The following is a 25,281-nucleotide window of genomic DNA, read 5'->3' on the forward strand; positions in this document are numbered from 1 at the left end:
AGCCCTCTACTCCGAGCGCAGTGCCGTCACCGGCTCCACGGCGGTGGCGCGCCGAGCAGGCAGGTAGCTGGCCAGCAGCGCCACCGTGCCCAACACCGCCACCACGCCGAGGAAGGTGAGCGGATCCGCCGCGCTGACGCCGTACAACAACCCTTGCAGCAGCCGTCCCGCGCCCAGGGCCGCCGCGGCTCCCAGCACCACGCCCACCGCGGTCAGCCGCAGCCCTTGCCCCACCACCAGCCGGAGCACATCCACCCGCTGGGCACCCAGGGCCATGCGGATGCCCATCTCCCGCGTCCGCTGCGCCACCGCGAAGGCCAGCACGCCATAGATCCCCACCGCCGCGAGCACGAGCCCCGCCAGGCCGAACAGCGCCAGCAGCAGCGCCGTGAAGCGCGTGCGTGACACGGAGGCGAGCGCCACCTGCTCCAGCGTCCGCACATTCGCCACCGCGAGCGCCGAGTCCATCTCGTGCACCACGCGCTGCGCCGGTACCGCCAGGGAACGCGGGTCCAACCGCGTCCGCAGCACCACCGTCATGGAGCGGTGGGTGATGTCCCGCGACTCCGCGAGCGGACCGTGCAGCAGGTAGTACTCCGGCCGCGCGTCCCCAGCCAGGCTCTTGGAGCGCACGTCGGCCACCACGCCCACCACCGTTACCCAGGGGAAGGGATTGTCCGCGGGCCCTCCGGAGAGACGGAAGCGCTTGCCCAGTGGATCCTCGCCCGGCCACAACATGCGCGCCGCGGACTCGTTCACCATGGCCAGTTCCAGCCGCGTGTTGTCATCCTCGGCGGTGTAGCTCCGCCCGCGCGTCACGCGCATGCCGAGCGTCCGGAAGTAGTCCGGCGTCACCGAGTGGTAGTAGGGCGACGGGTTGTTCTCCCCCGGCCCGAGCGTCCTGCCCTCCACCTCCACATCCCAGTTGGAGTTATTGCCACTCATCGGCACGCCCGAGGTGGCGGCGGCGGCCTCCACGCTTGGCAGCCCCCCCAGGCGCTCGAGCAGCTCCCGGTAGAAGCGCGCCACCTTCGGGCCATCGCCGTACTGCGCCTCCGGCAGCGTCAGGTTCAGCGACAGCACGCGCTCGCCGTCGAAGCCCGGCTCCACCTGACGCAGGGCCCAGAAGCTGCGCAGCAGCAGGCCCGCGCACGTCACCAGCATCACCGCCAGCGCCACCTCCGTCACCACCAGCACGCTGCGCGCCCGCAGGCGCTTCGCCCCCGAGGTGAAGCCCCGCCCCGCCCCCTGGAGCACCGCCTGCGGAGCGCCGCGCGAAGCCTGCAGTGCTGGCAGCAGCCCGAAGGCCACGCCCGACACCACCGCCAGCGCGAGCGCCACGCCCAGCGCCGTCAGGTCCACCCGCACCTGTTCCGCCCGCGGCACGCTGTCTCCCGCGGCCATCAGCAGCGCGTCTACCCCCCAGTTGGCCAGCAGCAGCCCCAGCAGTCCACCGGCCACGCCCAGCACGACACTCTCCGTGAGCAGCTGGCGCACCAGCCGGCCCCGGCTCGCCCCCAGTGCGGTGCGCACCGCCAGCTCGTGCTGACGCGCCTCGCCCCGGGCCAGCAGCAGACTGGCCACGTTCGCGCAGGCGATGAGCTGCACCAGCGCCACCGCCCCCAGCAACAACAGCAGCGCGGTGCGGATCTCCTCCACCCACGTGTCGTGCAGCGGCACGAGCTCCGCGCCCAGGCGCATGGCCGCGGGGTAGTTCTTCGGGTATGCCTGCTCTAGCTGCCGGACGATGCCGGACACCCGGGCCTGCGCCTGCTCCGGCGTCACGCCCTGCGCCAACCGCACCAGACAGTTCAGCCCGTGCGAGCCCCGCTCCGCGTTGTCCACCGGCCCGAGCACCAGGGGGACGAGCAGCTCCGCCTCGCCGAACTCGAAGCGCTCCGGCAGCACCCCGACGACCGTCCGGGCCACGCCATTCACCCAGAGGGTACGCCCGAGCGCATCCCGGCTCCCACCGAACCGCCGCTTCCAGAACCCATGGGTGAGCACCACCACCCCGTCCTGCCCGGCCTCGTCCTCGCCGGTGTGGAACAGCCGGCCCTCGCGCGCGGTGAGGCCGAGCAATCCGAACCACTCCGCCTCCACCAGCAGGCCCTGCACCCGCGCGGGCTCGCCGTCCGCGCCAGACACGTTGAGCGGCTCCCAGTCATACGCGGCGAGGTGGACGAACGTGTCACGCGCCTCGCGGAAGTCCTCCAGCTCCGGACGCGAGAGGTTCGCCTGCTCGACGCCCAGGCCCGGAAAGCGCAGGAATAGCTCCATCAACCGCTCCGGCTGCGGAAAGGGCGGCGGCCGCAGCAGCACGCCCTCCACCACGCTGAAGACGGAGGTGTTGGCCGCGATGCCCAGCGCCAGCGTCAGCACCGTCGCCAGCGCGAAGCCCGGCGTGCGCCGCAGCGAGCGCAGCGCGAACGTCACGTCCTGCCACAGCGACTCCCACAGGTTCGCGCGCTGCTCCGCTTTCTGGTGCGCCTGGCCCTCCGCCTCGCACGCGCTGCGCACCCGCTCCACGTCCCCGAAGCGGCGCAGGGCCTCGGCACGCGCGGCCGCGGGCGTCAGCCCCTGGGCGATCAGCTCCTCGGTACACAGCTCCAGGTGGTGGCGCAGCTCCTCGTCCACGTCCGCGCGCACGTCCCGGCCCCAGAACCGCAGGTACCGCCTCCACCCCGTCTCTGGCCGGCTCATGCCGCCTCCGGCACGAACGTGAGCACCCGCGAGACGGCCTCCGCGAAGCGCTGCCAGTTCGCTGTCTGCGCGCGCAGCTGCTGCTTCCCCGCCGGCGTGAGCGAGTAGAACTTGGCGCGCCGGTTGTTCTCCGACACGCCCCACTCGGAGGAGATCCACTCCTTGCGCTCCAGCCGGTGCAGCGCCGGGTAGAGCGAGCCCTCCTCCACCACCAGCACGTCCCCCGTCACCTGCTGGATCCACCGCACCACCGCGTAGCCGTGCTTCGGACCCCAGCTCAACGTCTTCAGGATGAGAACGTCCAGCGACCCCTGCAGCAGATCCACTTCCGCCTTCGACATGCGGCCCCTCCCCTAGAGTGCCTAGGGGAGAATCCCTCATGCTCCCCTAGAACGTCAAGGGGAACCCTCGGAGTCCCCGGTGCGGGTAGCATGCGAGGCCGTGAGCACGGCTGGTGCCCTCCTCTTCCTGCTCCTGTTGGCCCTGCTCCTGGCGGGGATGCTGTCCATCGTCCTCCACACGCTGAGGACGGGCATCTCCCCCATGCCCACCTCGGCGAAGGTGCGCCGCCAGTTGCTCTCGCTGCTCCCCGAGGAGCTCGAGGGCACGCTGCTCGAACTGGGCTCCGGCTGGGGCACGCTGGCCTTCGCGCTCGCGGACCATTGCCCTCGCGCCCGGGTGGTGGCCTTCGAGCTGTCCCCGCTTCCGTATGCCTTCTCGCGGCTGCGCCAGCGCCTCGCCCCGCGCCCCAACCTCCAGCTCGTGCGCGAGGACTTCTTCCGCGCCTCCTTCGCGGAGGCCTCGGCCGTCGTCTGCTACCTCTACCCCGGGGCCATGAGCCGCCTGGCGCCCAGGCTGTCCGCGGAGCTCGCGCCCGGTACCCGTATCCTCAGTCACACCTTCGCGCTCCGCGGGTGGAAGCCCCTGCGCACCCTCGCCGTCGACGACCTGTACCGCACCCCCATCTACCTCTACGAGGTACCGGCCCGAGAGGGTTGAGCCCCCCTCCTTTCCTCGGAAGTCATGCCGCCGGCCCGCCCTGTGAGGTCCTCCGTTCCTGTCAGACCCACCGGATAAGCTTCCCTTCGTCGCCGCGAGACACCGTGGCGCGCAAAGGGAGGGACTCGTGGCAGACATCGCGGACGGCGCCCAGATCGAGCTGCAGGGCTCTGGCTCCAAGCCGTACATCCTGAAGAACACCGGTGGCGTGTACTCGTGCTCGTGCCCGGCGTGGCGCAACCAGTCGGTGGCCATCGAGCGGCGCACGTGCAAGCACCTGCGCAAGGTCCGGGGGGATGCGGCGGAGGACGCCCGGGTGGGCGCCGGGGACACCAGCGCTCCGGCCCGGCCGGCGGCTCGCAACGTCCGCCCCAAGTCCGGCGCGAGCGCGGAGGCCAATGCCGTCACCGTCCCGCCGCTGCTGCTGGCCCACTCGTGGGAGAACGATGTCGACCTGACGGGCTGGTGGATGAGCGAGAAGCTCGACGGCGTGCGGGCCTACTGGGATGGCAAGCAGTTCTACTCGCGCCAGGGCAACCCGTTCCTCGCGCCCGACTGGTTCACCGCGAAGCTGCCGGACCATCCGCTCGACGGGGAGCTGTTCGGCGGGCGCAAGAAGTTCCAGCGCACGGTGAGCATCGTGCGGCGGCAGGACCGGAGCGATGACTGGAAGGAGCTGGCCTTCGTCATCTTCGACGCGCCGAAGCTGGACGCGCCCTTCGAGGAGCGGCTCGCGCATTGCCAGCGGTTCGTGGAGGACGTGGCGCCTCCGTACGCCGAGTGGCTGGAGCACGCGCCCTGCAAGGGGGTGACGCACCTGCGCGAGGAGCTGGCACGGGTGGAGGGCCTTGGGGGCGAGGGGCTGATGCTGCGCCGGCCGGGCTCGCGCTACGAGGCGGGCCGCTCGCACACGCTGCTGAAGGTGAAGAGCTTCAAGGACGACGAGGCGCGCGTGGTGGGGCACGCAGCGGGAGCGGGCAGGCACAAGGGCCGGCTGGGAGCGCTGGAGGTGGAGCTGCGCGACGGCACCCGCTTCTCCGTGGGCACCGGCCTCTCGGACCAGGAGCGGGAGAACCCGCCTCCGGTGGGCACCATCATCACCTTCCGCTACCAGGAGCTGTCCAACGACGGCGTGCCGCGCTTCCCCTCGTACGTGGGGGTGCGCATCGACGCCGCGCCCTTCGCGCCCACGGCCCGCCGCAAGCGCGCCTGAGCCGGGATTTAACCTTCCGCCGACTCCGGGGTTTTCACGGGGCAGATGACGCCGGGAAGCAGTCCCGGCGCGTCACCCGAAGGAGAACCCCGCCATGCGCCTGAAGCTCGCCCTGTCCGCCGCCGTTGCCTCGCTGCTGTTCGCCGCCCCCGCGCTCGCCGAGGAGCCCGTCGCCGCCACCGGCCACGAGGGGCACCCTGGCCACCACCATGGCAAGCACAAGGAGAAGAACAGGGACGCGAGGATGCTCCGCAGGCTCGAGCGCATGGAGCACCGGCTCAACCGCGCCGTCGAGCGCGGCCGCCTCACGCGCCAGCAGGCGGACACGTTCCTCGCCGAGGCCCGGCAGCTCCGCGATGACGCCCAGGCGCAGCTCCAGGCCGGCGGGGGCCAGTTCACCGAGGAGCAGAAGCAGCAGCTCCGTGAGCGCAAGCAGGCCCTGCGCGAGAAGGTGCACGCGGCCATGAAGGCCACCCAGCCCCAGCCCCAGTAATCCACCCAGGCCCCTCGGGGCCCTGGCGCGGCGGCTTCGAGCCGGGGAGCCCGCACGGCCCGGACGGGCTCCCCTCCCCTCCGCCCAGCGGCGGAGGAGGCTCACTCGTTGGCGTCGAGGACGCCGTCGGCATCGCGGTCGATGCCCATGCGCACGCCCGTGCCCGGCGGCACACCCATCAGCGTGAAGAGCGAGCTGCCCGAGGCGGCCGAGCTTTGCAGTTGCGACCAGGTCATGCTGGAAGCACCGGCCGCGTCCACGTCGTACACCCGGGTGAGCGGGTTGTAGTAGAGGCCGCGCACCACGCCATTCACCTTGCCCTTGAGGACGAGGTCGATCTTCCCCGCGCGGGCCTGGGCCTCGAGCAGGGTGACGTCGGAGGACACCGCCGTGCTGCTGGCGTTGGCGGAGCTGACGGTGCGCGAGTAACCCACGGCGGGGGCCATGCCGGTGGGGAAGCACAGCAGGTAGGCGGTGAGGTTCGCGCGGCGCGTGGGGTCCGTGGAGAAGGTGCCGAAGACGGGCTGCGCGAGGAACTCGTCGAGCGTGGCGAGGGCGCCGTCATGGGTGAAGCCGAAGCCGCCCAGGCTGGTGGCGCCCACCGTCTTCCGGAAGTTGTTCTTCTGGTAGAGGTTGCGCAGGTGCGCCGTCTTCATGTCCTGCGGCTCCTGCAGCACGCTGGCGGGGATGAGGGTGCGGTTGGTGCCGCCCGCGGTGGCGGTATGGCAGCCGTTGCACGTCACGCCCGAGCGGAACTGCTCGGTGAGGAAGGTGTTCTCTCCGGCGCGGGGATCGCCCCCGGAGAAGCTCGCGGGCAGCGTGTCGTCCCGGTTGCGGTTGGGGTTGGGCGACAGGCGCACCGTGTTGATGAAGTCGGTGTAGGCCTGCATGTCCGCGGAGGCCAGTTGCGAGCCGCCCATCAGCGCGGCGAAGGCGCCGTTGAAGTCGTTGAAGCTCGCCTTGTCCCCGCGCCAGTGCAGGGGGTTCTGGCCCTTCACGCCCTTGAGCGTCTGCGTCGTCATGGGCCCCTTCATCGGGTGCAGCGAGAAGCTGCCAGTGTTCGGGTCCACCACCGCCTGCATGTTGCCCCCCGGGTTGCCCAGGTCCCAGGCGAGCTGATCCAGGTCCGCGTCGATGTGGCACGAGGCGCACGAGGCGGTGCCGTTGCCGGACAGCTTGGCGTCATAGAGGAAGCCGCGGCCCTGGCGGATGACGGTGGGGCTGGGGTCGAAGCCCACGGCCACCTCGCGCACCACGGCGGCCGTGGAGGTGCTCACCACGGAGAGCGTGTTGGAGATGCGGTTGACGACATAGAGTGTGCCGGAGGCGTCGTGCAGGGCCAGGCCGCGCGGGCCGCGCTTGGTGCGCGGGTTGACGGTCGAGCCGATGGAGGGACCCACCTCCACCCGTGCCACCACGTTGCCGTTGGCGTCGATGCGCGCCACGCGGTCCGTGCCGAAGGAGGCCACCCAGGCGTTGGAGCCGGAGGCCTCGAAGACGATGTCGGTGGGCTGGGCCAGCGCCGTGCTCTTCGCGGTGGCGTTGGGCAGCACCGAGTAGTCCAGGCCCGGGTTGAGGTCCACCGGGGTGATGGAGGGCGTGCTGCCGGTGGTGATGCGGGTGACGCGGTTGTCCACGATGTGGCCGCGCAGGGTGGGCTCGAAGCGCACCAGGTTGCGGGCATCCGTGTTGGCCACGTACAGGGTGCCGGTGGTGGGCTGCACCGCCAGCCCCAGGTTCACCGTGCCCACGCGCGAGAAGTAGCGCGTCACCGTCTGGGTGCCGGCGTTGATCTCCACCACGTCATTGTCCGGCATCGTGTAGCGGACCACGGTGGACCAGTTCGGGTCCTTCGCGTCCACGATGAGGCCGGAGTCCGGCGCGGGCGGCAGGCTGGAGTTGGTGGGCGCGGGCTGGGCCGGGGCGAGGTTCGCCGGGATGATGGTGGTGCGGTTGCCGGACAGGGCGAAGGCGGCGTACACGCTGCCACCGCTCGGGCTCACCGCGAGCGCCCTCGGGTGCTCACCTTGGAGGGGAATCGTCTTCACCAGCGCGCGCGTGGTGGGATCGTACACGCGCACCTCGTTGCGGCGCGCCACCGTGACGAAGGCCCGCTGCGGCGAGCCCGCGAACACCACGTCCGCCGGCTCGTCCCCCACCTGGAGGGTGTCCACCACGAGGCCCTGCGACAGCGAGACGATGCTGATGCTGTCGGACACGTGGTTGACGACCCACACCTCGTCATTGGTGCGCGCGTTGACGGACACCGGCTCCAACCCCACCGGGATCTCCGCCAGCAGCGAGGGCGTCTGCGGACTGGACAGGCTGAAGACGGACAGCCGCGAGTCGGCCGTATTGGCCACCAGCAGCTTCGTCCCGTCCGGCGTCAGCCGCGCCGGGTGGACCTGCGGACTCTCGAAATGCTCATAGGCGGTCTGGGCCACGGCACGGCCGGCCCCGCTCAACACCAGCAGCGCTGACAGCAGCAGCGATGCCGCATTGCTTCGATGCATGGCTCAACCCTCAGGGTGGAAAGGTCAAGCCAGCTTAAACAGAAATTCCCCCGAAATTTCAAAACCCGAGAAAAACCGGGACATCAAGTATTTCAGCTCAAACCATCTCGGGGGACCAGGCCCGCGGAAGCAGCAGCATCCGTTCCGCGGGCCCGGCGAGCCAAGGCCCGGCCTTTAGCCTACTTCGCGTCCTGGGCCGTGCGGTTCTTCATCAAGGTGGGGTCGCCGATGAAGCCGGAGAACATCAGCCGGTTGGGCGAGCACTTGCCCGCGTTGGCCACCTTGCCGGGGGTGGAGTTCTCGATGAGCGAGGAGGCCACCGCGCTGGGAGCGGCGGTGGGGTTGCGCTCCAACATGAGCGCGGCGAGCCCCGCGACATGCGGCGAGGCCATGGACGTCCCGCTGAGGGGGCGGGTGGCGGTGTCATCGGAAATCCACGCCGAGGTGATCTTCTCGCCCGGAGCGAAGACATCCACGCAGGTGCCCCAGTTGGAGAAGGAGGCGCGCTTGTCGCCATCGTTGGTGGCGCCCACGGTGATGGCGTTGGGGCTGCGGGCCGGAGAGCGCGAGCAGGCATCCTGGTTCTCGTTGCCCGCCGCGACGACGAAGGTGACCCCCGAGGCAATGGCCCTGGCCACCGCATCATCGAGCGCGTCGCTCTTGCTGCCGCCCAGGCTCATGTTGGCCACGGCGGGCAGCTGCTTGTTGTTGGCCAGCCAGTCCACGCCGGCGATCACCCCGGCGTTCGAGCCGGAGCCAGAGCAGTTGAGCACGCGCACCGCGTGGAGCTGCACGTTCTTGGCGACCCCGTAGACCTGGCCGCCGACGGTGGCGGCCACGTGCGTGCCATGACCATTGCAGTCATTGCCCTTCTGCCCATCCGGGATGGCGTCGAAGTCGCTCTGCGCGCGCCCGCCGAACTCGGCATGCGAGAGGCGGATGCCGGTGTCGATGATGTACGCGTGCACGCCCTTGCCGCTGGCGCTGTAGAGGTAGGTCTGGTCCAGGGGCAGCTCGCGCTGATCGACCCGGTCGATGCCCCAGGTGGCGTCGGGCTGGCGCTCACCGATGGCGCGCACCACGCCGTTCTCCTCCACGTACTCCACCATGGCATCGTCGGACATGGCCCGGGCCTGCTCCGGGGTCATCCGGCTGGCGAATCCGCGCAGCGCATGCTCGTACGTGAGGAAGACGTTGCCGCCGTAACGCGCCGAGAGGCTCTCCGCGGCCATGGCGGGGGCGAGGGTCTTCTCGCCCGGACGCGGTGCCTTGAGGACGATGATGTACTCGCCCTGCACCGGCTGGGCCGCGGCGATGAACTTCCCTTCGCGGGCCATGGGCGCGAGGGTCGAGGCCGTGGGGCACGGCGCCTCGGGCGGCAGCGTGGGCGGTTTGGGCAGGGTCTTGGCCGGGCACCCCAGCAGCAAGGACACAGACACAACGGACATGGCCATCCACGACACTGTACGAAGACGCATCGCTTCCCCCTGTTGCCAGTTGATGGAAGTCTACCTGTTTCAGTTTAATGGGACGTCTGACGCCCCCATTTCCTGTCCACGCCATTTTCACACCTGTTCAACACCAGACAGGTGACCAGAGCGGGATGGGTGTCTTCCATTGGCCGCTACTTCCGGGGCGGCGGCTCCACCCTTCCGGGCGTCTCCTGGGAGGGCTCGCGCTTGAAGGGGCTCCAGGACACCACCACCTCCTGGCCCGCTGCGTCATGTCCATACAGGGAGTCGATGATCTGTTTGATGCCGGGCGAAGCCTCGGAGGCGTGCACCGTCACGTAGCCGCGGAAGCCTCCGTTGCCGAGCGCCTCCTCCACCTGGAGCACCTCGCGCCAGGGCCGCATGGAGGTGTCCGCCTGCCCGTCCCAGTGAAGGGAGATGCGCTCGAGCCGCTCCCAGGTGACGGCTGTTCCTTCCGGGGCCCGGACCACCACGTCGCTGCGCCAGCCGCCCTCGGGGAGCGGGCGCCAGCGGGAGACCCGCAGGTCCACGGGAGGAGGCGTGTCCGAGGGGGGTTGCCCGCGGATGAGCGCGAACGCCGTGGCCTCCAGCGGTCCTCCCTGGTCGAGGCGGGCCTGGAGCCGCACGGTGAAGCTCTTGATCTCCTGGGCGCCGAGGCCCTGGAGGTCCGCCGCATAGGAGTGCTCGACGCGGGGCTCGGAGGTGGTGGAGCCGGCGCCATTGCCGAAGTCCCACGCGTACGCCACGACGCGCGCACGGCCCTGGTAGAGGGCCTGGAACGCGAAGCTCCCCTGCCCCTGCTGAACAACAGCGATGCGGAGGGGCTCGTTGCGCTGCGCCTCCTGCTCGGCGCAGCGGCGCACCTCGAGCTCGACCTCGCGCTCGGCCAGCACGCCGACGCGCCGCCCCCCGAGGTCCGTGCACGCCTGGAAGCGCACCCGGTACCTGCCCGCCGTCTCGGGCGCCCGCCACTGGAGCGTCGGGCCGGGATGCAACTCGGCGCCGCTCCCAGCCACGGGCCAGACCCACCGGTAGACGGCGCCCGGCTCGGGCTCTCCGCCGAGACGGGCGGACAGCCCCATCGAATCGCCCGCGCACACCCATGCACGGTCCATGTCGATCCCCTCGACCACGACACTGGACGTCAGCGACACCCGCTCCTCGTTGAGGGCCACGGAGAGCGCCTCCCCGGTGGCCGCCAGCGAGGCGGACACGGGTAGCGCGGGTGGAGGCGGCGAAGGCGAGGAAGGCGCTGGCGGCCGCACCTCGGACACCGGAAGAGCGCGCTGGGGGATGGGGGCAGGCCGGGGCGCGTCTTCGACAGCAGGCCGGGGCCACCGCGTGACGGCGAGCGCGAGCAGCAGCGCCGTGGCCGCAAGTCCCACGGCGACGCGAGCACGCGTCCTGGTGCCAGGACGCTCGGGGGTTCCGGGAGGCACGGGGGCGTTGAGCACGGAGGGCTAGAACCCGAAGTCGTTCAGGTGACGGCGGTAGCCCTGCGAGTTGGGCCGGTACCACTGATCATCCCAGCCCGTGAACTCCACATCATCGAGCAGCCGCTCGGTCTTGCCGTTGAGGGTGACGGAGTTGATGAGCTGCACCGCCGTGGAGCCCACGTTCCGGGAGACGAGCCGGTTGGAGGTAGCGGTATCGAGATACTGATAGGTGGTGCGGCTGCAGTAGTCCTGGGCGAAGCAACCACTGTCACAGGTGCTGAGGTTGTTGTAGGTGGCGTGTTTGTCTTCAGCGACGTAGAGCGTGGGCCAGCCGCGAGAGGAATTGCGGGAGTCGATGGCCGTGTCGTATTCGAGCTGCCCGTACGAGTACCAAGCGGACGAGTCACAGCTGCTCTTGCGATGGGCGGACAGGTAGGCCCAGTCGAGGTACCAACGGCCGCCGGAGTAATGGACCTCGAGGATCTGAAACTCGGGATCTCCATCGTGGCCGGTGGTGACGCCGGAGTCCTCGAAGAAGGTGTCCATGTAGAAGACCTGGAGGGTGCGGGTGGAGAAGCTGGTGCTCTTCACCGCGAAGTAGGGACGCCGGGCAAAGCCGCTCTCGCCGCTGTCGAACCAGAAGAGGGGCATGAACCAGAAGGCGACCTGGTACTCACAGTCGTCGTTGAGCCCATCGCGATCGGCATCCGTGCCGGTGCCCCAGCAGTTGTCGCCATAGGGGATGGTGCCGAGCCCGTCGGCGCGGGCCGTCCCCTGCATGGCGAGCAACAACCCCAACGACACGACTGCGATTCTGGCGAAGCGGTTCATTCGAGCCTTCCGGGGAAATGGGGGAGACGCATGGTATACGCCCCGGGCCATGACCCCCAAGCTGCGGCACCACTTCGAGCATGAACTGAGACAGTCCCGGGAGGCCGAGATCCGTGGAGACCTGACCTCCGCCTGGATGAGCCTCGAGCGCGCGCACATCCTGAGCCAGGCCCATGCCGGGCCGCACATCCGGGTGCACTGCGCGATGTTCACCTTCGCCTGGCGCACGAGGAACCCGCGGGAGCTCCTGGGTCAGATTCCCCGGGTGCTGCTCGCAGGGCCCGGCTCCCTGCTCGGCCGTGCGCCCCTGGGAAACACGGGCGGCGCCAACGTGGGCATCTTCACCCCCATGCCCATCCCCGAGGATCTCCAGGCCCTGCTGCGCGACGCCCAGCCCTGACGCGCCGCGCAAGCCTCACCCCTGGCGCAGCACGAGCAGCCGCAGCTCGGTCATGTCCTCGATGGCGTACTTCACGCCCTCGCGCCCCAGCCCCGAGCCCTTCACGCCGCCGTAGGGCATCGTGTCGACGCGGAAGCTCGGCACGTCGCCCACGACGACGCCCCCCACCTCCAGCTCGTCCCACGCCCGCATCGCCCGCGACAGGTCGTTGGTGAAGACCCCCGCCTGCAGCCCGTAGCGCCCGGCGTTCACCTCGCGCAGCGCGTCCTCGAAGGAGCGGAAGGGCTGGAGCAGCACCACCGGCCCGAACGCCTCCTCCGCGCACAGCGGCTCGTCGGCGGGCACGCCCTCCAGCACGGTGGCCTCGAGCAGGGCACCGCGCCGCCCTCCCCCGGCCAGCACGCGCGCCCCACGCCCCACCGCGCGTTCGATCCAGCCCTCCAGCCGCCGCGCGGCGGCCTCGTCGATCATGGGGCCGAGCGTGGTGGCCTCGTCCCGGGGGTCCCCCGCGCGCAGGGCCCGGGCCCGCGCGACGAGCCGCTCGCGCACCGCTCCGTACAGCTCCTCGTGCACGAGCACGCGCTGCACCGAGATGCAGCTCTGCCCCGCCTGGAAGAAGGCGCCGTGGGCCACGCGGTCGGCGACGAAGTCCAGCCGCTCGCCCTGGTCGCGGTCCACCACGCAGGCCGCGTTGCCGCCGAGCTCCAGAACGACCTTCTTGCGTCCGGCGCGCGCCTTGAGCTCCCAGCCCACCTTCTCCGAGCCGGTGAACGAGAGCAGCTTGAGCCGGTCGTCCTCGATGAACGGCCCGATGTCCTCGAGGCGCGTGGTGAGGACGGAGAAGGCGCCCTCGGGGAGGTCCGTCTCGGCGAGCACCTCGGCCATGATGGCCGCGCTCACGGGCGTGCGGTCCGAGGGCTTGAGCACGAACGGGCAGCCCGCGGCGATGGCGGGCGCCACCTTGTGCGCCACCAGGTTGAGCGGGAAGTTGAACGGCGTGATGAACGAGCACGGGCCCACGGGCACGCGCTGGGTGAAGCCGCGGTACCCGTCCGCGCGCCGCGACACCTCCAGGTTCAGCACCTCGCCCCCTCCGCGAACGGCCTCCTCGGCCGCCGCCTTGAAGGTGTCGATCAACCGGGAGACCTCGCCCCGTGCGTCGCGGAGGGGCTTGCCCGCCTCGATGCAGAGGGCGAGCGCGAGCTCCTCGGCCCGCTCGCGGAAGCGGCGCACGCAGTGCTCGAGCACCTCCTGCCGAGCGTACGGAGCCAGCCGCCGCATGGGGCCCGCCGCGCGCACCGCGGCGGCAATGGCCTCCTCCACGGCGCTCGCATCCGCGATCGCGACACGCGTCACGACCTCGCCTGAGTACTTGTTGGTCACGGCCAGGTCCGCGTTGGGCTGCCGCGGACGGTTGGCCAGGTAATACGGGTAGCGTTCAGCCAGCATGGCGTTCCTCACGTTCTCTCTCATGGCTGTGGCTCAGCGAGCGGCGCCGTCCTCGTCACCGGCTCCGAGCGCACGAGCGTTGTCCGAGTAATCAATGGGCAGGTCGATGACGTGCACGCCACCCGAGTCCAGGCAGCGTGCGAGCGTGGAGCCGAACTCCGAGGCGCTCGACGGGCGGTGTCCACGCGCGCCGTACGCCTCCGCGTAGCGGACGAAGTCCGGGTTGCCCAGCTCCATCCCGAAGTCCGGGAGCCCCATCTCGCCCTGCTTCCAGCGAATCATCCCGTAGCCGTCGTCGCGCACCACGACCACGGTCAGGTCCAGCTTCAGGCGCACCGCCGTCTCGAGCTCCTGCGAGTTCATCATGAACCCGCCATCGCCGCAGACGGCGATCACCTTGCGCCGGGGGTGGACCAGCTTCGCGGCGATGGCGGACGGGAGCCCCGCGCCCATGGTCGCGAGCGCGTTGTCGAGCAGCAGCGTGTTGGGCCGGCGGCAGCGGTAGTAGCGGGCGAACCAGAGCTTGTACATGCCGTTGTCCAGACACACGATTCCGTCGTCTGGCATCGCGCGCCGGACCTCGGCGACGAGCCGGGCGGGGTAGATGGGGAAGCGATCGTCGCTGGTTCCGTGCGTGAGTTGCGCGTCGAGCCCCGCGCGGGCACGCTCGAAGGGAGCGAAATCCCAGTGAGTGCGCGGGCCGACGCCCTCGGCGATGCGCCACACCGCGTTGGCGATGTCGCCGGTCACCTGCACCTGCGGGAAGTACACGGGGTCGACCTCGGCCAGCGAGAAGTTCAAGTGGACCACCGTGCGGCGGTTGTCACGCATGACGAACGGAGGCTTCTCGATGACGTCGTGGCCGACGTTGATGATGCAGTCCGAGGCCTCGATGGCCCGGTGGACGAAGTCCCCATCGGAGAGCGCGGCCGTGCCCATCCAGAGCGGATGCGTCTCATCCACCACGCCCTTGCCCATCTGGGTGCTGAAGAAGGGAATCCCCACGCGGTCCACGAAGACGCGGAGCATCTCCGAGGTGAGCTTGCGGTTGGCACCCGCGCCAATCATGAGCAGCGGGCGGCGGGCGGACGCGATGGTCTCGACCGCCAGGGCGATGGAGGCCTCGTCGGCTACGGGCCGGCGGAGAACGCTGGCCGTGAGGGGCGCGGCGTCCGTGGACTCACGCGCCACGTCCTCGGGCAGCTCCAGGTGCGTCGCGCCGGGACGCTCCTCCTCGGCGCGGCGGAACGCCTCGCGCACCGCCGAGGGGACATGCTCCGCGGAGACGAGCGTACGGGTGGACTTGGTGAGTGGCCGCATCATCCCCACGACGTCGACGATCTGGAAGTGGCCCTGCTTGCTGGCCTTGATGGGCTTCTGGCCGGTGAGCATCACCATGGGCATGGCGCCGAGCTGGGCGTACGCCGCGGCCGTGACGAGGTTGGTCGCGCCAGGCCCGAGCGTCGCGAGGCACACGCCCGCGCGCCCGGTGAGCCTGCCCCACGTGGCGGCCATGAAGCCCGCGGCCTGCTCGTGACGCGTGACGACGAGGCGCATGCCCGAGGCACGCATGGACTCGAGCAGGTCCAGGTTCTCCTCACCGGGAAGTCCGAAGACGCAGCGCACACCCTCCGCTTCGAGTGCTTTGACGAACAGGTCTGATGCCTTCATGGGCTCTCTCCTCTGGGACACGGAAAGAATTAAGCCCGGCGGGTCGATTCGTACATTCGTTTATTCCCATGGAGCCGATAGGCAATGCCTATGATGGTGGAATGGAGCTCCGCCACCTCCGCTACTTCTCCGCTGTCGCCGAGACCCTGCACTTCGGACGCGCCGCGCGGCGCATCCACGTCTCGCAGCCGACGCTGTCGCAGCAGATCCGCCAGCTCGAGGAGGAGCTCGGCTCGCCGCTCTTCGAACGCGCGCGCAGCGGCGTGCGGCTGACGCAGGCGGGGGAGCTGTTCCGCACGTACGCTTCGCGAGCACTGGAGGACGTGGACGCCGGCCGGGTGGCGGTGAGCGCGCTGCGCGGACTGACGACGGGTGCGCTGAGAGTGGGCTACCCGCCCAGCATGCGAGGAGTCGTGGTCCCCGCGCTGGCCGCCGTGCTGCGCAGGCATCCAGGCCTGGCACTGAGCGCCGAGGAGGCAGTCGTGCGGCGGTTGGAGCGGCGGCTCTCGGACGGCAAGCTGGACGTGGGGCTGGGGTATACGCCCGCACGCTCACCGGACCTCGACGCGGAACCTGTGTTCGACAGCAGGCTCGCGCTCTTCGTCGCGAAGGGGCACCCGTTGGCGGGAGCGGAGTCCGTGGCACTGCGGCAGCTCAAGGACGAGCCATTCGCGCTGCTCTCGCGTGGGCTGCGCGTGCGCGGGCGCGTGGACGCCTGGTTCGAGGCCATGCGCTTCACACCGCACATCGCGCTCGAATCGAACGCGGTGGCCACCGTGCTGGCGATCGTGCGCGCGGGCCTCGCCGTCACCGTGCTCCCCGAGCCGCGACTGGCGGACGCCGAGCGGCTGGTGGTGAAGCGGCTCTCCCCTGCCCCCCGCTCGGAGCTCGCGGCGCTGCTGTGGCGCAAGGGCGCGCCCCGCACGCCCGCCGCGGAGCTGTTCGCGGCGGAGGTGCGCGAGCGGGCGAAGGAGGTCGGGGCCTGAGCGCGCTCAGCCGCCCTTCGGGAAGTTGCGGCAGGCCTCGTCGTAGTCCCGCCACCAGCCCTCCAGGGCCTTGAGGTCGGTGGGCCGGGGCTCGTCTCCCGCGCCCGCCATGTCCAGGTAGGCGTGCAACAGCGGGCGGAAGTACGGGTGCGCGCACCGCTCGATGATGTCCACCGCGCGCCGCTTGGGCGAGCGGATGTCCATGTTGAGCGCGTACCCGTACTCGGTGACGACGCACTTGATGTCGTGCTCGGTGTGGTCGATGTGCCGCACGTACGGCATCACGCAGCTCACGATGCGCCCGTCCTTCAGCGGCCGGGTGGACGGCGTGTGCACGATGCTCAGGTAGGCGTTGCGGAAGAAGTCCCCCGAGCCGCCCAACCCGTTGACGATGCGCGAGCCATCGATGTGCGTGGAGTTGACGTGCCCGTAGATGTCCACCTCGATGGGGGTGTTCATCGCGATGATGAACAGCCGAGAGATGATCTCCGGGTTGTTGGACAGCCACATGGGCCGCAACACCAGCTTGTCCCGGCAGCGCTCGAACAGCTCCATGAAGCGCTTGCGCCCCTCGGCCGAGAAGGACACCGCGGTGGCCGAGGCGTTCTCGAACTTCGCGTCGTCCTCCACGTAGCGCAGCATTCCGTCCTGGAAGACCTCGGTCCAGAAGCGGATCTTCTGGAAGGGGGACGTGTAGAGCTCGCCGATGATGGCGTTGGCCACGTTGCCCACGCCGGACTGGATGGGAGGCAGCCGCTTGCCCCAGTCGAACTGCTGGCGGCACTGCATGAGGAAGTCGATGACGTTCTGCGCGATGCGGCGGTCCGTCTCGCTCACGGCCTTGAAGGCCACCGGGTGGTCGGGCGTGCGGGACTCGACGACGGCCACCACCTTGCTGCGGTCGAACTCGACGTAGGGGGTGCCGATGCGGTCGCGCACGTTCACCACCGGCAGCGGCCAGCCCACCTTGGGGTGCACGGCGGGCAGCACGATGTCGTGGAAGCCGGTGTAGTCCGGCGCCGCGGTGTTCACCTCGAGGATGACCTTGCGCGCCCGGGCGAGTGCCTCGGCGGAGATGCCCACCGAGGAGGAGAGGACGACGCTGCCGTCCTCGCGGATGCGCGACACCTCGACGACGGCGACGTCGATCTGCCCGTAGAACCCGTACATCAGGTTGCGCGCGAAGGCGGACAGGTGGACGTCGGTGAAGTCCATCTCCCCCGAGTGGATGAGCTTGCGCGACACAGCCGAGGACATGTACGGCCCGCGCTTGCGGATGAAGGGGGCCATGGGCCCCTCCACGTCATCCGAGAGCGAGGCGCCGCTCAGCAGGGTGATTCGGGAGGCGGGCGCCGTCTCGGCGAAGTGCCGGGCAAGCGCCGGGAAGAAGGTCTTCGGCTCACCCGACTTGGTGAAGCCGCTGATGGCCACGGTGCAGCCATCCGTGACGTGCTTCACCGCCTCCTCGACTGGAACGACCTTGGCCAGCAGCTCGGCGTTCTCGATGCGCTCCCGCAGTGTGCTCATGGAAATCCTGGTCGAATACGGCGAAGTGCAGCCCTAATCCTGTGTTCTGTGGCGGCCCACGCAACCATGCCGCCACGTACCGGGAAACGAAAAAAGCCCCCGGGTCACCCGGACCTGGAGGATCTTCCGGATGGCCCAGGGCACGCCTGCCTCCATGTTCCACGTGCGGGCGGATCCTCAAGGGGCGGCGGCCGGGCATGCATACCTTTTGAGCCGACGGAGGGGTGCGGAGCGCCATGCCCATGTCCATGTCGCCGGGAGCGAAGGGTGCGCTGATGGGGCTCGGGGCCGCCGCGCTCTTCGGGCTCAGTGCCCCGCTGGCCAAGCTGCTCCTGCCCTCGAGCGGCCCGCTCGTCCTCGCCGCGCTCCTCTACCTGGGCGGCGGCGTGGGGCTGGCCGGCTTCGGTGCCGTGGCGCGGCTGCGCCGGGAAGGCCCGGGCCGCGAGGCCCGCCTGAAACGCCAGGACCTGCCGCTGCTGGCCGGCGTCATCCTCTGCGGCGGCATGCTCGGACCGTTCCTGATGCTGGTGGGGCTGAGTCAGCTGTCCGGGCTGGCGGCCTCCCTGCTCCTCAACCTGGAGGGACCCTTCACCATCCTCCTGGCCGTGCTCGTCTTCGGAGAGCACCTGGGGCGCCGGGCCTTGCTGGCCACCGTGTGCATCTTCGGCGGAGCGGCGGTGCTGGGCCTCCAGGCCGGGCAGCTCCGGGGCGACACCCTGGGCACCGTGGCCCTGGTGGGCGCGTGCCTGTCCTGGGCGCTGGACAACAACCTCACCCAGCGCCTCTCCCTCAAGGATCCCGTGGCCGTGGTGCGCACCAAGGCCCTTGGGGCAGGCGCCAGCATGCTCACCATCGCGCTCCTCACGGGCCAGCCGCTGCCCGCGCCGAAGGTGGTGGCCCTGGCGCTCGTGCTGGGTGCCGCCAGCTATGGCCTGTCCATCGTGCTGGACATGTACGCACTGCGGCTGCTGGGCGCCGCGCGCGAGGCCGCCTACTTCTCCACGGCCCCCTTCCTCGGCGCACTCGCCGCGCTGCCCCTGCTGGGCGAGCGCCCCTCCCCCGCGGACCTCGTGGCGGGCACGACCATGGCCCTGGGAGTCCTCCTCCTGCTGCGTGAGCGGCACAGCCACCTGCACACCCACGAGCCGCTGGAGCACGAACACCTGCACGTGCACGACGAGCACCACCAGCACGAGCACCCGGGGATGACGGACGTCACCGGGCCGCACAGCCATCCCCACCGCCACGCGCCCCTCACCCACGACCATCCCCACCTGTCCGATCTTCACCACCGGCACCGGCACGGGCCGGAGTGAGTCCCCGCCGGGCGCCGCTGTCACTGCCGAATCAGTTCACGGCCCGAACCGTCACGGAGTGATCGCACCCGGCGGCTCCGCGCGCCCGGCTGACTGGCGAGTCCAGGTTCGACGCCCTACCCCATGACGGCATGAGCGAGTCACCCTCTCACGCCGGTCATGACCTCCCCAGGATGGCGAGCCGGCTTCAGCGGAGCACCCTGAAGCTGGTGAATCTGGCCAGGACGCAGGGCCTGCAGACGGCCCTCTTGCATGCGACGAACGCCGTCGCCTGGCACGTCGTGCCGTCGCGGCGTGCCTTCGCGCGCAGCCTCGAGCATGAGCGCGTGCTCGCACAGGAGTTCGACCAGACGTATGGAGTCGAGACTGCGGGCGAATCGCCCCTGACGGCGGTCGGTGTGCCTCCCGAGAAGGCGGGGCGGGGCAATGGCCTCTACCGGGGCATCTGGTCCGGCGTCTTCCACGACGCGCTGCGCGAGACGCAGCTGCCCCTCGAGCGGTTCACCTTCGTGGACTACGGCTCGGGCAAGGGCAAGGCCCTCATGCTCGCCTCGGCGTACCCGTTCCGGCGCATCGTCGGCGTGGAGTTCGCGCCCGGCCTGCACGAGGTCGCCGTCAACAACCTGGGCGTCTTCCACAGCCCCGGGCAGCGCTGCCTGGCGCTGGAAGCGGTCTGCGCGGACGCGCTCGAGTGGGAGCCGCCGGTCGAGCCCCTGTTGTGCTTCTTCTTCAATCCCTTCGATGACCCGACGATGGAGCGAGTCGTCACCCGGGTGGCCCGCTCGTGGCGGCAGGCGCCCCGTGACATCTACCTGCTGTACGTCAACATCCGCGACGTGAGCGAGCAGGCGCACGTCTTCGAACGGCACACCGCGCTGACGCCGGTGAAGCGCGGCCGTCACTGCATGCTCATGAAAGTGACGGCGGGCCGCTGATAGGCCGCTGGGCTCATGCCCGGAAACGAAAAAAGCCCCCGAGTCACTTGGACTCGGAGGCTCAGTTCGGAGTGCCCAGGGCGGGATTCGAACCCGGCAAATCACGTCGTGTTAAGCGCTATCATGTCGAATGTCGCCAGTAAAATCAGGCGCTTACAGGACTACGGTCGTCATCGAGTCGAGTCTCGTCGAAGGAGGATGTAGCAGTGTAGTTCCCGCTCACAACCCATCTTGGGGCCCCTCGCTCCTTCTGTTGCCCTTCCAACCCGATCGACGACACGGCTCCCGGCTGAAGGGCCCCCAGTCTGCTTGTCGCGAGCCAGCAGTCGCCCGGTGCGCTCACTCCACCAAGCACCGCCCCTCAACACAGGGGAGGTCTCGGCCCGATCACCCATTCAGGGTTTGACTGCTTGCCGCGCGAACGTGGTGAGGATGCGCTGGCTCGGAAAATCCGAGAGCGAGACCAGCTTGTTCGCCAACGCTACGGGGACCAGCGCGTTGTCGTACATGCTGCATCGAAGCTCACCGATGAGCGTGAGGATTTCGTGGAGGTGCGGTAGGTCCGACGCCTTTGGCTCCGACTTGTACTCGAGCCCTGGCACCGTCGCGACGTACATCGCCCCCTCTTGCGCACGGAAGAACACCTTCTGCCCATAGTAGGTGTTCTGACCGTAGGTCGAGGACGCGTCACCGGGAACAATGTGCTTACGGATATAGCCGTCACCCACCACGAAGAAGGACCCGGGGCGCATGCGGTCTTGAATAGCGGCCGCGTGTTCGACAAAAGCCCCGCTCTTCTCTAGACCCGCCAGCCGCAGGGTAGGCCCTGTTGGGCCGCCAGGTTGGCTCAAAAGGTATTCGACGAGCTCGCGCATGGGCCGATAGAGCGGAGCCACCAACCCAAAGAACGCGAGCGGGCCATCCTTGATGATCAGAATGTTCCTCAGGAGGGCGGGCTTCATCTCCAGGATGCTGTAGATCAGGTGAACCAGGACGAGCTGCTCAAGCATCGTCATGACGTACGCGGCGATACCGGACCCACCCATCTCCTCGTCAACCCGCTCATGCAGGCGGAAGGTGTCCGTGAGGTAGACAGCCTGCCGGCACCTCGGACAATCCTTGAGGGTGGGATCCGCGTACGAAAAGGTGATCGGACTCTGCCCGCACCCATAAGGACAGTGTTCGACACGCTCCTCTAGGGAGTCGTCGGGCTGCCGCTTCCAACGCCGGAACAGGAACCACTTGAGGCTCGTGATGAGCTGCTCCGACTCGGAGCCACGCTCCTTCACGAAGAAGTCATACACCGCACGTCGGATGGTCGCCGCGAGCGAGGGCTGGGAGCCATGCCGGATGCCCTTGGTTGGCAGGACCAGCGTGTATCGCTCGATCTGCTTCAGCTTGCGCAGGTCCTCCGGGGCGATGAATCGCTTCGTGTCGAGAGCACGAAGATCATCGAGTTGGAAGAGGAGCGGTCCGAACGTAAAGAACGCAATGGACGCCGACGGGTACTCCTCCTGGACGAAGGTCTCCGTGTAGCCACCATCGATTGCGATGACGGCTGACACCTCGCTGACATCGACCTCGGAGAGGTCGGTCAGCAGTCCCGCCAGCGACTGCGGGTCCGGCGCCGACGGCAGTATGCATTGATCGATGTACGCCTGCACGTCGGGATTCTTGATGATCTCGACGTGAGCGATCTTGCTCGCTCGTTCGATGGGCTTTCGGCCCTTGGAGGAGTAGCCCATGGTGACCTCAGGACTTCACGGCGCTGAACCGGTCAATCTGAACGGGCACAATGAAGGCGTTGGAGTACGTCTTCATCCGGATGAAGCCCTTGTCCGTCGTGCGGCGCAGGCTCTCGACGAAGTCCTCGAAGTCGTAGTACTTCGAGACCTCCCGCAGCTCGTCGTTGTTGTTCAGGTGTGACACGAACCAGTTCTGCGTGTTCTTGAGCACGTTCGCAGAAATCGAGCTGACCTCCTGGGTGGCGTAGACGAGACCGAGATTCAGCTTCGCGCCTTCCTTCGCGATGCGGTTGTAGATCAGGGTCAGATCTGACTCGTTCTTCTTCGGGAAGAGGTTGTGAGCCTCCTCGAAGTACATCTGGATGAAGTTCGCGGGCTCGTTCTTGATGAAGCGAGCCATAGCCTCGCGGAAGATCGCGGCACAGAGACGGTCCGAATAGGTGCGCTGAAGGTCGGGATTGCCTTGGGAAAGGTCGATGATCACGATCTTCCCGTCGCGCAGCAACTCGACGATCTCTTCCTCATAGGACTTCTGGAGCGTCGACGTGTGCAGGTCCCGGAACGGGATCAACTTCCTGAAGCCAGCCTCCGTGGCCTGAGCACCCGGCTTCGCCTTGCGCGTCAGGAAGCGCATCAGGCTCTTGAGATCCTCATCGGCCCACTCTCGACCCTTGCTCGACTTATAGGACGCAAAGAAGGGAGCCGAGTCGTAGTTGTCCCAGACCCACGTGAACCACTGGACGGCCTCCTCCGCGGAGAGGCCCTTCGACGGGTCTCGACCCGTCGCGGCGTTGAGTTCCTTCGCGCCCTCGAACGTGATGCGGAACTTCGCGGGCAGGCTGAAACCAGCCTCGGCGAGGATCGCCTGGTAGCAGGCCTTCCGCCGCTCGTACCTGGTCTTCGCGCTGAAGTCGGTCGGGTCCGCCGGCTCCCAGTTCACGTTCATGAACGCCTGGGTGTAGATGGCCTTGTCGTCCTGGAGGCCCGAGCTGATCATCTCGAAGCCCTGCACGACTTCCTTGAAGAAGTTGAGCTTCATGACCTTGAAGCCCGTCTTCTCAAGAATGCTGTAGCGCGTCACATCATTGCCGTAGAGCTGGTAGAGCGCGGTGCCCTGGTCCTGCTGGTTGTCGTTCGCGTACTCGCCGTTCACATCGAAGATGATCTGCCCGATGGGGGGGACAGGCTTGCCACTGAGCTTCGCCTTGGATGGCGCCAGCTCCGCCGTGGCCTTGATGATCATCTTGACCGTGTTCGACTTACCCGTGCGGGTCATACCGAACAGCGCAGTGCGCTTGCCGAGGTAATCGAACGCGGACACGTAGACAGGGACGGAGTCGTTCATCGGGTGGCGGCGGCTTGAGGCATAGCGGACCTCTCCAATGCGCTGATCGCCTGACCCACCGGGGATGAGCTCCCCGTCACGGAAGTTCACGATGTACTCCAGCACCTTTCCGGACGGCCGGTACACCGAGTAGTTGTTCGGACCGTAGAAGTTGTCCACGTCGGCACCGAACTGCGTCCGACCCTTTTCGTCGAGGTAGAAGGACCCGAGGACGCGGCACTCCAGACCCGAGAACTGGAACTCGTAGCGCGTGTAGTTGTCGAGCTTGCTCGCCGACGTATCGGTGCTGGCGTTCTCCTTGTAGTGGTCGACCATCGCCGCGACGACATCCGAGTCGGACGGCAAGGTCGTCGGTCCGAGGACACGAAGAAGAACGATCTCGGGCCGATCGCCCGCGTTGTCGTACACAGCCACGAGGAACGTCCCGGCCGCGATTCCGCCGACCGTCTCCTTCCAGTGGTCGTTAGACAGGATCTTCATCTTCGAGAAATCGAAGTAGAAGGGCCGACCTACGAACGCCTCGGGAACCACGGCCTCCTTGAAGAGGTCGACCGAGGCCATGCTTCGGAGCTTGTTGGTGATGGACATCGAAGTTCCTCGTCGAACGAGCAAGCCAACGTCCTAAAAGGGTACTCCCGAGCGGCTTGGCCGGGAAAATGAAAAGCCCCCGAGTCTCAAGGACTTGGAGGCTTTTTTCGGAGTGTGCCTGCCCCGGTTTTGTGGACGCACCTGACAAGTCGGCTACATACGAGGTAGTGTCCATGGAGCGAAGGAAGAGGCGGAGTTTCACCCCGGAGTACAGGGCCGAGGCGGTCCGACTGGTGCGCGATGGCAGCAAGAGCCTGCCCCAAGTCGCCAAGGTGACTCTACCTCTCTGGCACGGAGCCACTGAGGGTTAACTGGCGAGTACTTCCCTGCTCTCCATCGACGCCGCGAACGGGCACAAGGTCGGTGCGCAGCCCGAGCACGGCGTCGGGCGCACAGCGCAGACGTCCCCTTGGGCCACGCGGTTCGACTTCGAGCAGAACGCGTAGAGCGCCTGCTGGACGAGCCTCGGCGAGTAGCGCGGCAGGTCGGGCCGGAACTCACGAAGGTCGAGCGTCGATGCCTGATGGCGCACCCACCGTTCGCGGGCGTCGTAGGTGCGGGGCGCGGCTGGCTCGCGAAGCGCGTCCACGGCGCGCGCGACGTTCGTGTCGACCACGACCAGTTCGTTGCCGTCGACGGCCGGAAACCACGGCGTGAGGCCCGGGGCGAGCGCCGGCGTGGAGAGGGCGCTCACGAACATCGTGGCGAGCTTGCGCCCGATCCGGTGGACGCCAGCGAAATGCTCGACGAGGAGCGCGGCCCGCTTGGTGGGCAACAACTCCTCCTGGTACACGCGCTCGAGCAGCGCGCTCATCCCGCCGCTCTTCCAGAGCCGGAGCCAGGCCGAGGTCGGCAGCTTGCCCATGTCGCCCATACGGTTGAAGACGACTGTGGCGTCCTTCACGTGGCAGGCGGCGCCGGGGCACCGCCCGCAGTCGACGGTCTCGCCTGTCTTCGTGACGTCGCAGCCCTCCTCAAACGACTCGACGGAACCGAGCGCGGGGCAGCGGTGGCGCGTGATGGCCCGCTTCACGAAGGCCATGTCCGCGACGACACGCATCGACGCGCGCGGCAGCGACCGCTGCTGGCACATGATCACGACGTCGCGCAGCGCCTGGTACATCGACAGCGTGACGAAGAGGCGGAAGATAGCGGCGTCGGTGCCGGCCGCGAGCTCGGCGGGCGCGACAGCGAAAGCGCCGATGCGGGCGGGGTCACAGTAGAACGGCTGGGCCGGCAACCCGGATCCCTGCACAAGCCACTGGACCGCCCGACGAACCTCGCGTTGCGCCTGAGCCACCCGTCCTGCCACGGTCAGTCCATGAGCTCTGCGGGCCCCACCGCATCGGAGCGAACTCTCGCTACGACCATGCGCAGCCCCTCGTTGACCAAATGCTCCATCAACCGTACGGGCGTCTGGCAGGTCGGGTACAGCGCTGCGAGCAGCGCCCGGATTTCGCCCGTCTTGTCGAAGTTGCCGGCGGCCCATCGCGTCTCGGTGCCCGACGTCGCGCCCTCCGGCACCTTGGCGCGAATCGCGTACGCCATGCAGAAGCGAGCGATGTCCTGGCCCTCAAGGAACCAGCCACGCTCCTCGAGTTCGGCCAGCACAGCTTGATTCTCTGCGGTCAGCCCAATGCTTTCGCGGTCTCGTTCCAT

Annotated in this window: 20 protein-coding genes; 7 read left to right on the top strand and 13 right to left on the bottom strand. The window is 68.7% G+C overall.

What is annotated here, in order from left to right; translation table 11 throughout:
• Positions 1–6 precede the first annotated feature (6 nt).
• Both NR798_RS30730 and NR798_RS30735 read right to left on the bottom strand, forming a co-directional pair.
• The gene (locus NR798_RS30730) at positions 7–2,703 is read right to left on the bottom strand and encodes an ADOP family duplicated permease (protein WP_375766077.1); all 2,697 of its coding nucleotides are present in this window, start codon (positions 2,701–2,703) and stop codon (positions 7–9) included.
• Positions 2,700–3,044, bottom strand: a complete 345-nt coding sequence (locus NR798_RS30735; protein WP_375766078.1) for a PadR family transcriptional regulator — start codon at positions 3,042–3,044, stop codon at positions 2,700–2,702. Before NR798_RS30735 ends, NR798_RS30730 begins: the two co-directional genes overlap by 4 nt.
• 100 nt (positions 3,045–3,144) lie before the next feature.
• Here NR798_RS30735 and NR798_RS30740 point away from each other — a divergent pair, with 100 nt between their 5' ends.
• The 3 genes from NR798_RS30740 to NR798_RS30750 all read left to right on the top strand — a co-directional run bounded on the left by NR798_RS30740 (position 3,145) and on the right by NR798_RS30750 (position 5,408).
• On the top strand, positions 3,145–3,702 hold the full coding sequence (locus tag NR798_RS30740; protein ID WP_375766079.1) for a class I SAM-dependent methyltransferase: 558 nt from the start codon (positions 3,145–3,147) through the stop codon (positions 3,700–3,702).
• 127 nt (positions 3,703–3,829) lie between these two features.
• Entirely contained in the window at positions 3,830–4,915 is a 1,086-nt protein-coding gene (locus NR798_RS30745; RefSeq protein WP_375766080.1) for a DNA ligase, read from the top strand.
• A gap of 94 nt (positions 4,916–5,009) precedes the next feature.
• Positions 5,010–5,408 (top strand): DUF6076 domain-containing protein, encoded by a 399-nt coding sequence (locus NR798_RS30750; RefSeq protein WP_375766081.1) that lies wholly within the window; start codon positions 5,010–5,012, stop codon positions 5,406–5,408.
• A 101-nt stretch (positions 5,409–5,509) separates the two neighbouring features.
• On the opposite strand, the gene NR798_RS30755 is transcribed toward NR798_RS30750, so the two are convergent.
• The 4 genes from NR798_RS30755 to NR798_RS30770 all read right to left on the bottom strand — a co-directional run bounded on the left by NR798_RS30755 (position 5,510) and on the right by NR798_RS30770 (position 11,660).
• Complete coding sequence (locus NR798_RS30755; RefSeq protein ID WP_375766082.1) at positions 5,510–7,921, bottom strand: hypothetical protein; 2,412 nt, start codon at positions 7,919–7,921, stop codon at positions 5,510–5,512.
• 179 nt (positions 7,922–8,100) lie between these two features.
• On the bottom strand, positions 8,101–9,369 hold the full coding sequence (locus NR798_RS30760; RefSeq protein ID WP_375766083.1) for a S8 family peptidase: 1,269 nt from the start codon (positions 9,367–9,369) through the stop codon (positions 8,101–8,103).
• Between the two features lie 176 nt (positions 9,370–9,545).
• Positions 9,546–10,778, bottom strand: a complete 1,233-nt coding sequence (locus NR798_RS30765; RefSeq protein WP_375766084.1) for a PKD domain-containing protein — start codon at positions 10,776–10,778, stop codon at positions 9,546–9,548.
• Between the two features lie 75 nt (positions 10,779–10,853).
• Positions 10,854–11,660: a hypothetical protein gene (locus tag NR798_RS30770; protein ID WP_375766085.1), complete on the bottom strand. Its 807-nt coding sequence runs from the start codon at positions 11,658–11,660 to the stop codon at positions 10,854–10,856.
• A gap of 49 nt (positions 11,661–11,709) precedes the next feature.
• Here NR798_RS30770 and NR798_RS30775 point away from each other — a divergent pair, with 49 nt between their 5' ends.
• Entirely contained in the window at positions 11,710–12,060 is a 351-nt protein-coding gene (locus NR798_RS30775) for a DUF3703 domain-containing protein (protein WP_375766086.1), read from the top strand.
• 15 nt (positions 12,061–12,075) lie between these two features.
• Here the strand turns inward: NR798_RS30775 and NR798_RS30780 are convergent, their stop codons facing one another.
• Entirely contained in the window at positions 12,076–13,509 is a 1,434-nt protein-coding gene (locus NR798_RS30780) for an aldehyde dehydrogenase family protein (RefSeq protein ID WP_375766087.1), read from the bottom strand.
• Between the two features lie 33 nt (positions 13,510–13,542).
• Complete coding sequence (locus tag NR798_RS30785; protein WP_375766088.1) at positions 13,543–15,180, bottom strand: acetolactate synthase large subunit; 1,638 nt, start codon at positions 15,178–15,180, stop codon at positions 13,543–13,545.
• A gap of 101 nt (positions 15,181–15,281) precedes the next feature.
• Between NR798_RS30785 and NR798_RS30790 the strand changes: the two genes are divergently transcribed.
• Positions 15,282–16,166 (top strand): LysR substrate-binding domain-containing protein, encoded by an 885-nt coding sequence (locus NR798_RS30790; RefSeq protein WP_375766089.1) that lies wholly within the window; start codon positions 15,282–15,284, stop codon positions 16,164–16,166.
• A 6-nt stretch (positions 16,167–16,172) separates the two neighbouring features.
• On the opposite strand, the gene NR798_RS30795 is transcribed toward NR798_RS30790, so the two are convergent.
• A complete protein-coding gene (locus NR798_RS30795) occupies positions 16,173–17,693 on the bottom strand; it encodes an acetyl-CoA hydrolase/transferase C-terminal domain-containing protein (RefSeq protein WP_375766090.1) in 1,521 nt (506 codons plus the stop codon).
• 236 nt (positions 17,694–17,929) lie between these two features.
• On the opposite strand from NR798_RS30795, the gene NR798_RS30800 reads away from it, so the two are divergent.
• Together NR798_RS30800 and NR798_RS30805 are read left to right on the top strand one after the other, a co-directional pair.
• On the top strand, positions 17,930–19,009 hold the full coding sequence (locus tag NR798_RS30800) for an EamA family transporter (RefSeq protein ID WP_375766091.1): 1,080 nt from the start codon (positions 17,930–17,932) through the stop codon (positions 19,007–19,009).
• A 173-nt stretch (positions 19,010–19,182) separates the two neighbouring features.
• On the top strand, positions 19,183–19,944 hold the full coding sequence (locus tag NR798_RS30805; protein WP_375766092.1) for a class I SAM-dependent methyltransferase: 762 nt from the start codon (positions 19,183–19,185) through the stop codon (positions 19,942–19,944).
• Between the two features lie 395 nt (positions 19,945–20,339).
• Here NR798_RS30805 and NR798_RS30810 read toward each other — a convergent pair whose 3' ends face one another.
• From NR798_RS30810 to NR798_RS30825, 4 genes are all read right to left on the bottom strand, one after another.
• Complete coding sequence (locus NR798_RS30810) at positions 20,340–21,689, bottom strand: hypothetical protein (RefSeq protein ID WP_375766093.1); 1,350 nt, start codon at positions 21,687–21,689, stop codon at positions 20,340–20,342.
• Between the two features lie 7 nt (positions 21,690–21,696).
• Positions 21,697–23,622: an ATP-binding protein gene (locus NR798_RS30815; protein WP_375766094.1), complete on the bottom strand. Its 1,926-nt coding sequence runs from the start codon at positions 23,620–23,622 to the stop codon at positions 21,697–21,699.
• A gap of 307 nt (positions 23,623–23,929) precedes the next feature.
• Complete coding sequence (locus tag NR798_RS30820) at positions 23,930–24,934, bottom strand: hypothetical protein (RefSeq protein ID WP_375766095.1); 1,005 nt, start codon at positions 24,932–24,934, stop codon at positions 23,930–23,932.
• Between the two features lie 2 nt (positions 24,935–24,936).
• Entirely contained in the window at positions 24,937–25,281 is a 345-nt protein-coding gene (locus NR798_RS30825) for a hypothetical protein (protein WP_375766096.1), read from the bottom strand.

This window comes from Archangium gephyra, from assembly GCF_042230915.1.
In the GTDB taxonomy this organism is placed as follows: domain Bacteria; phylum Myxococcota; class Myxococcia; order Myxococcales; family Myxococcaceae; genus Archangium; species Archangium gephyra_B.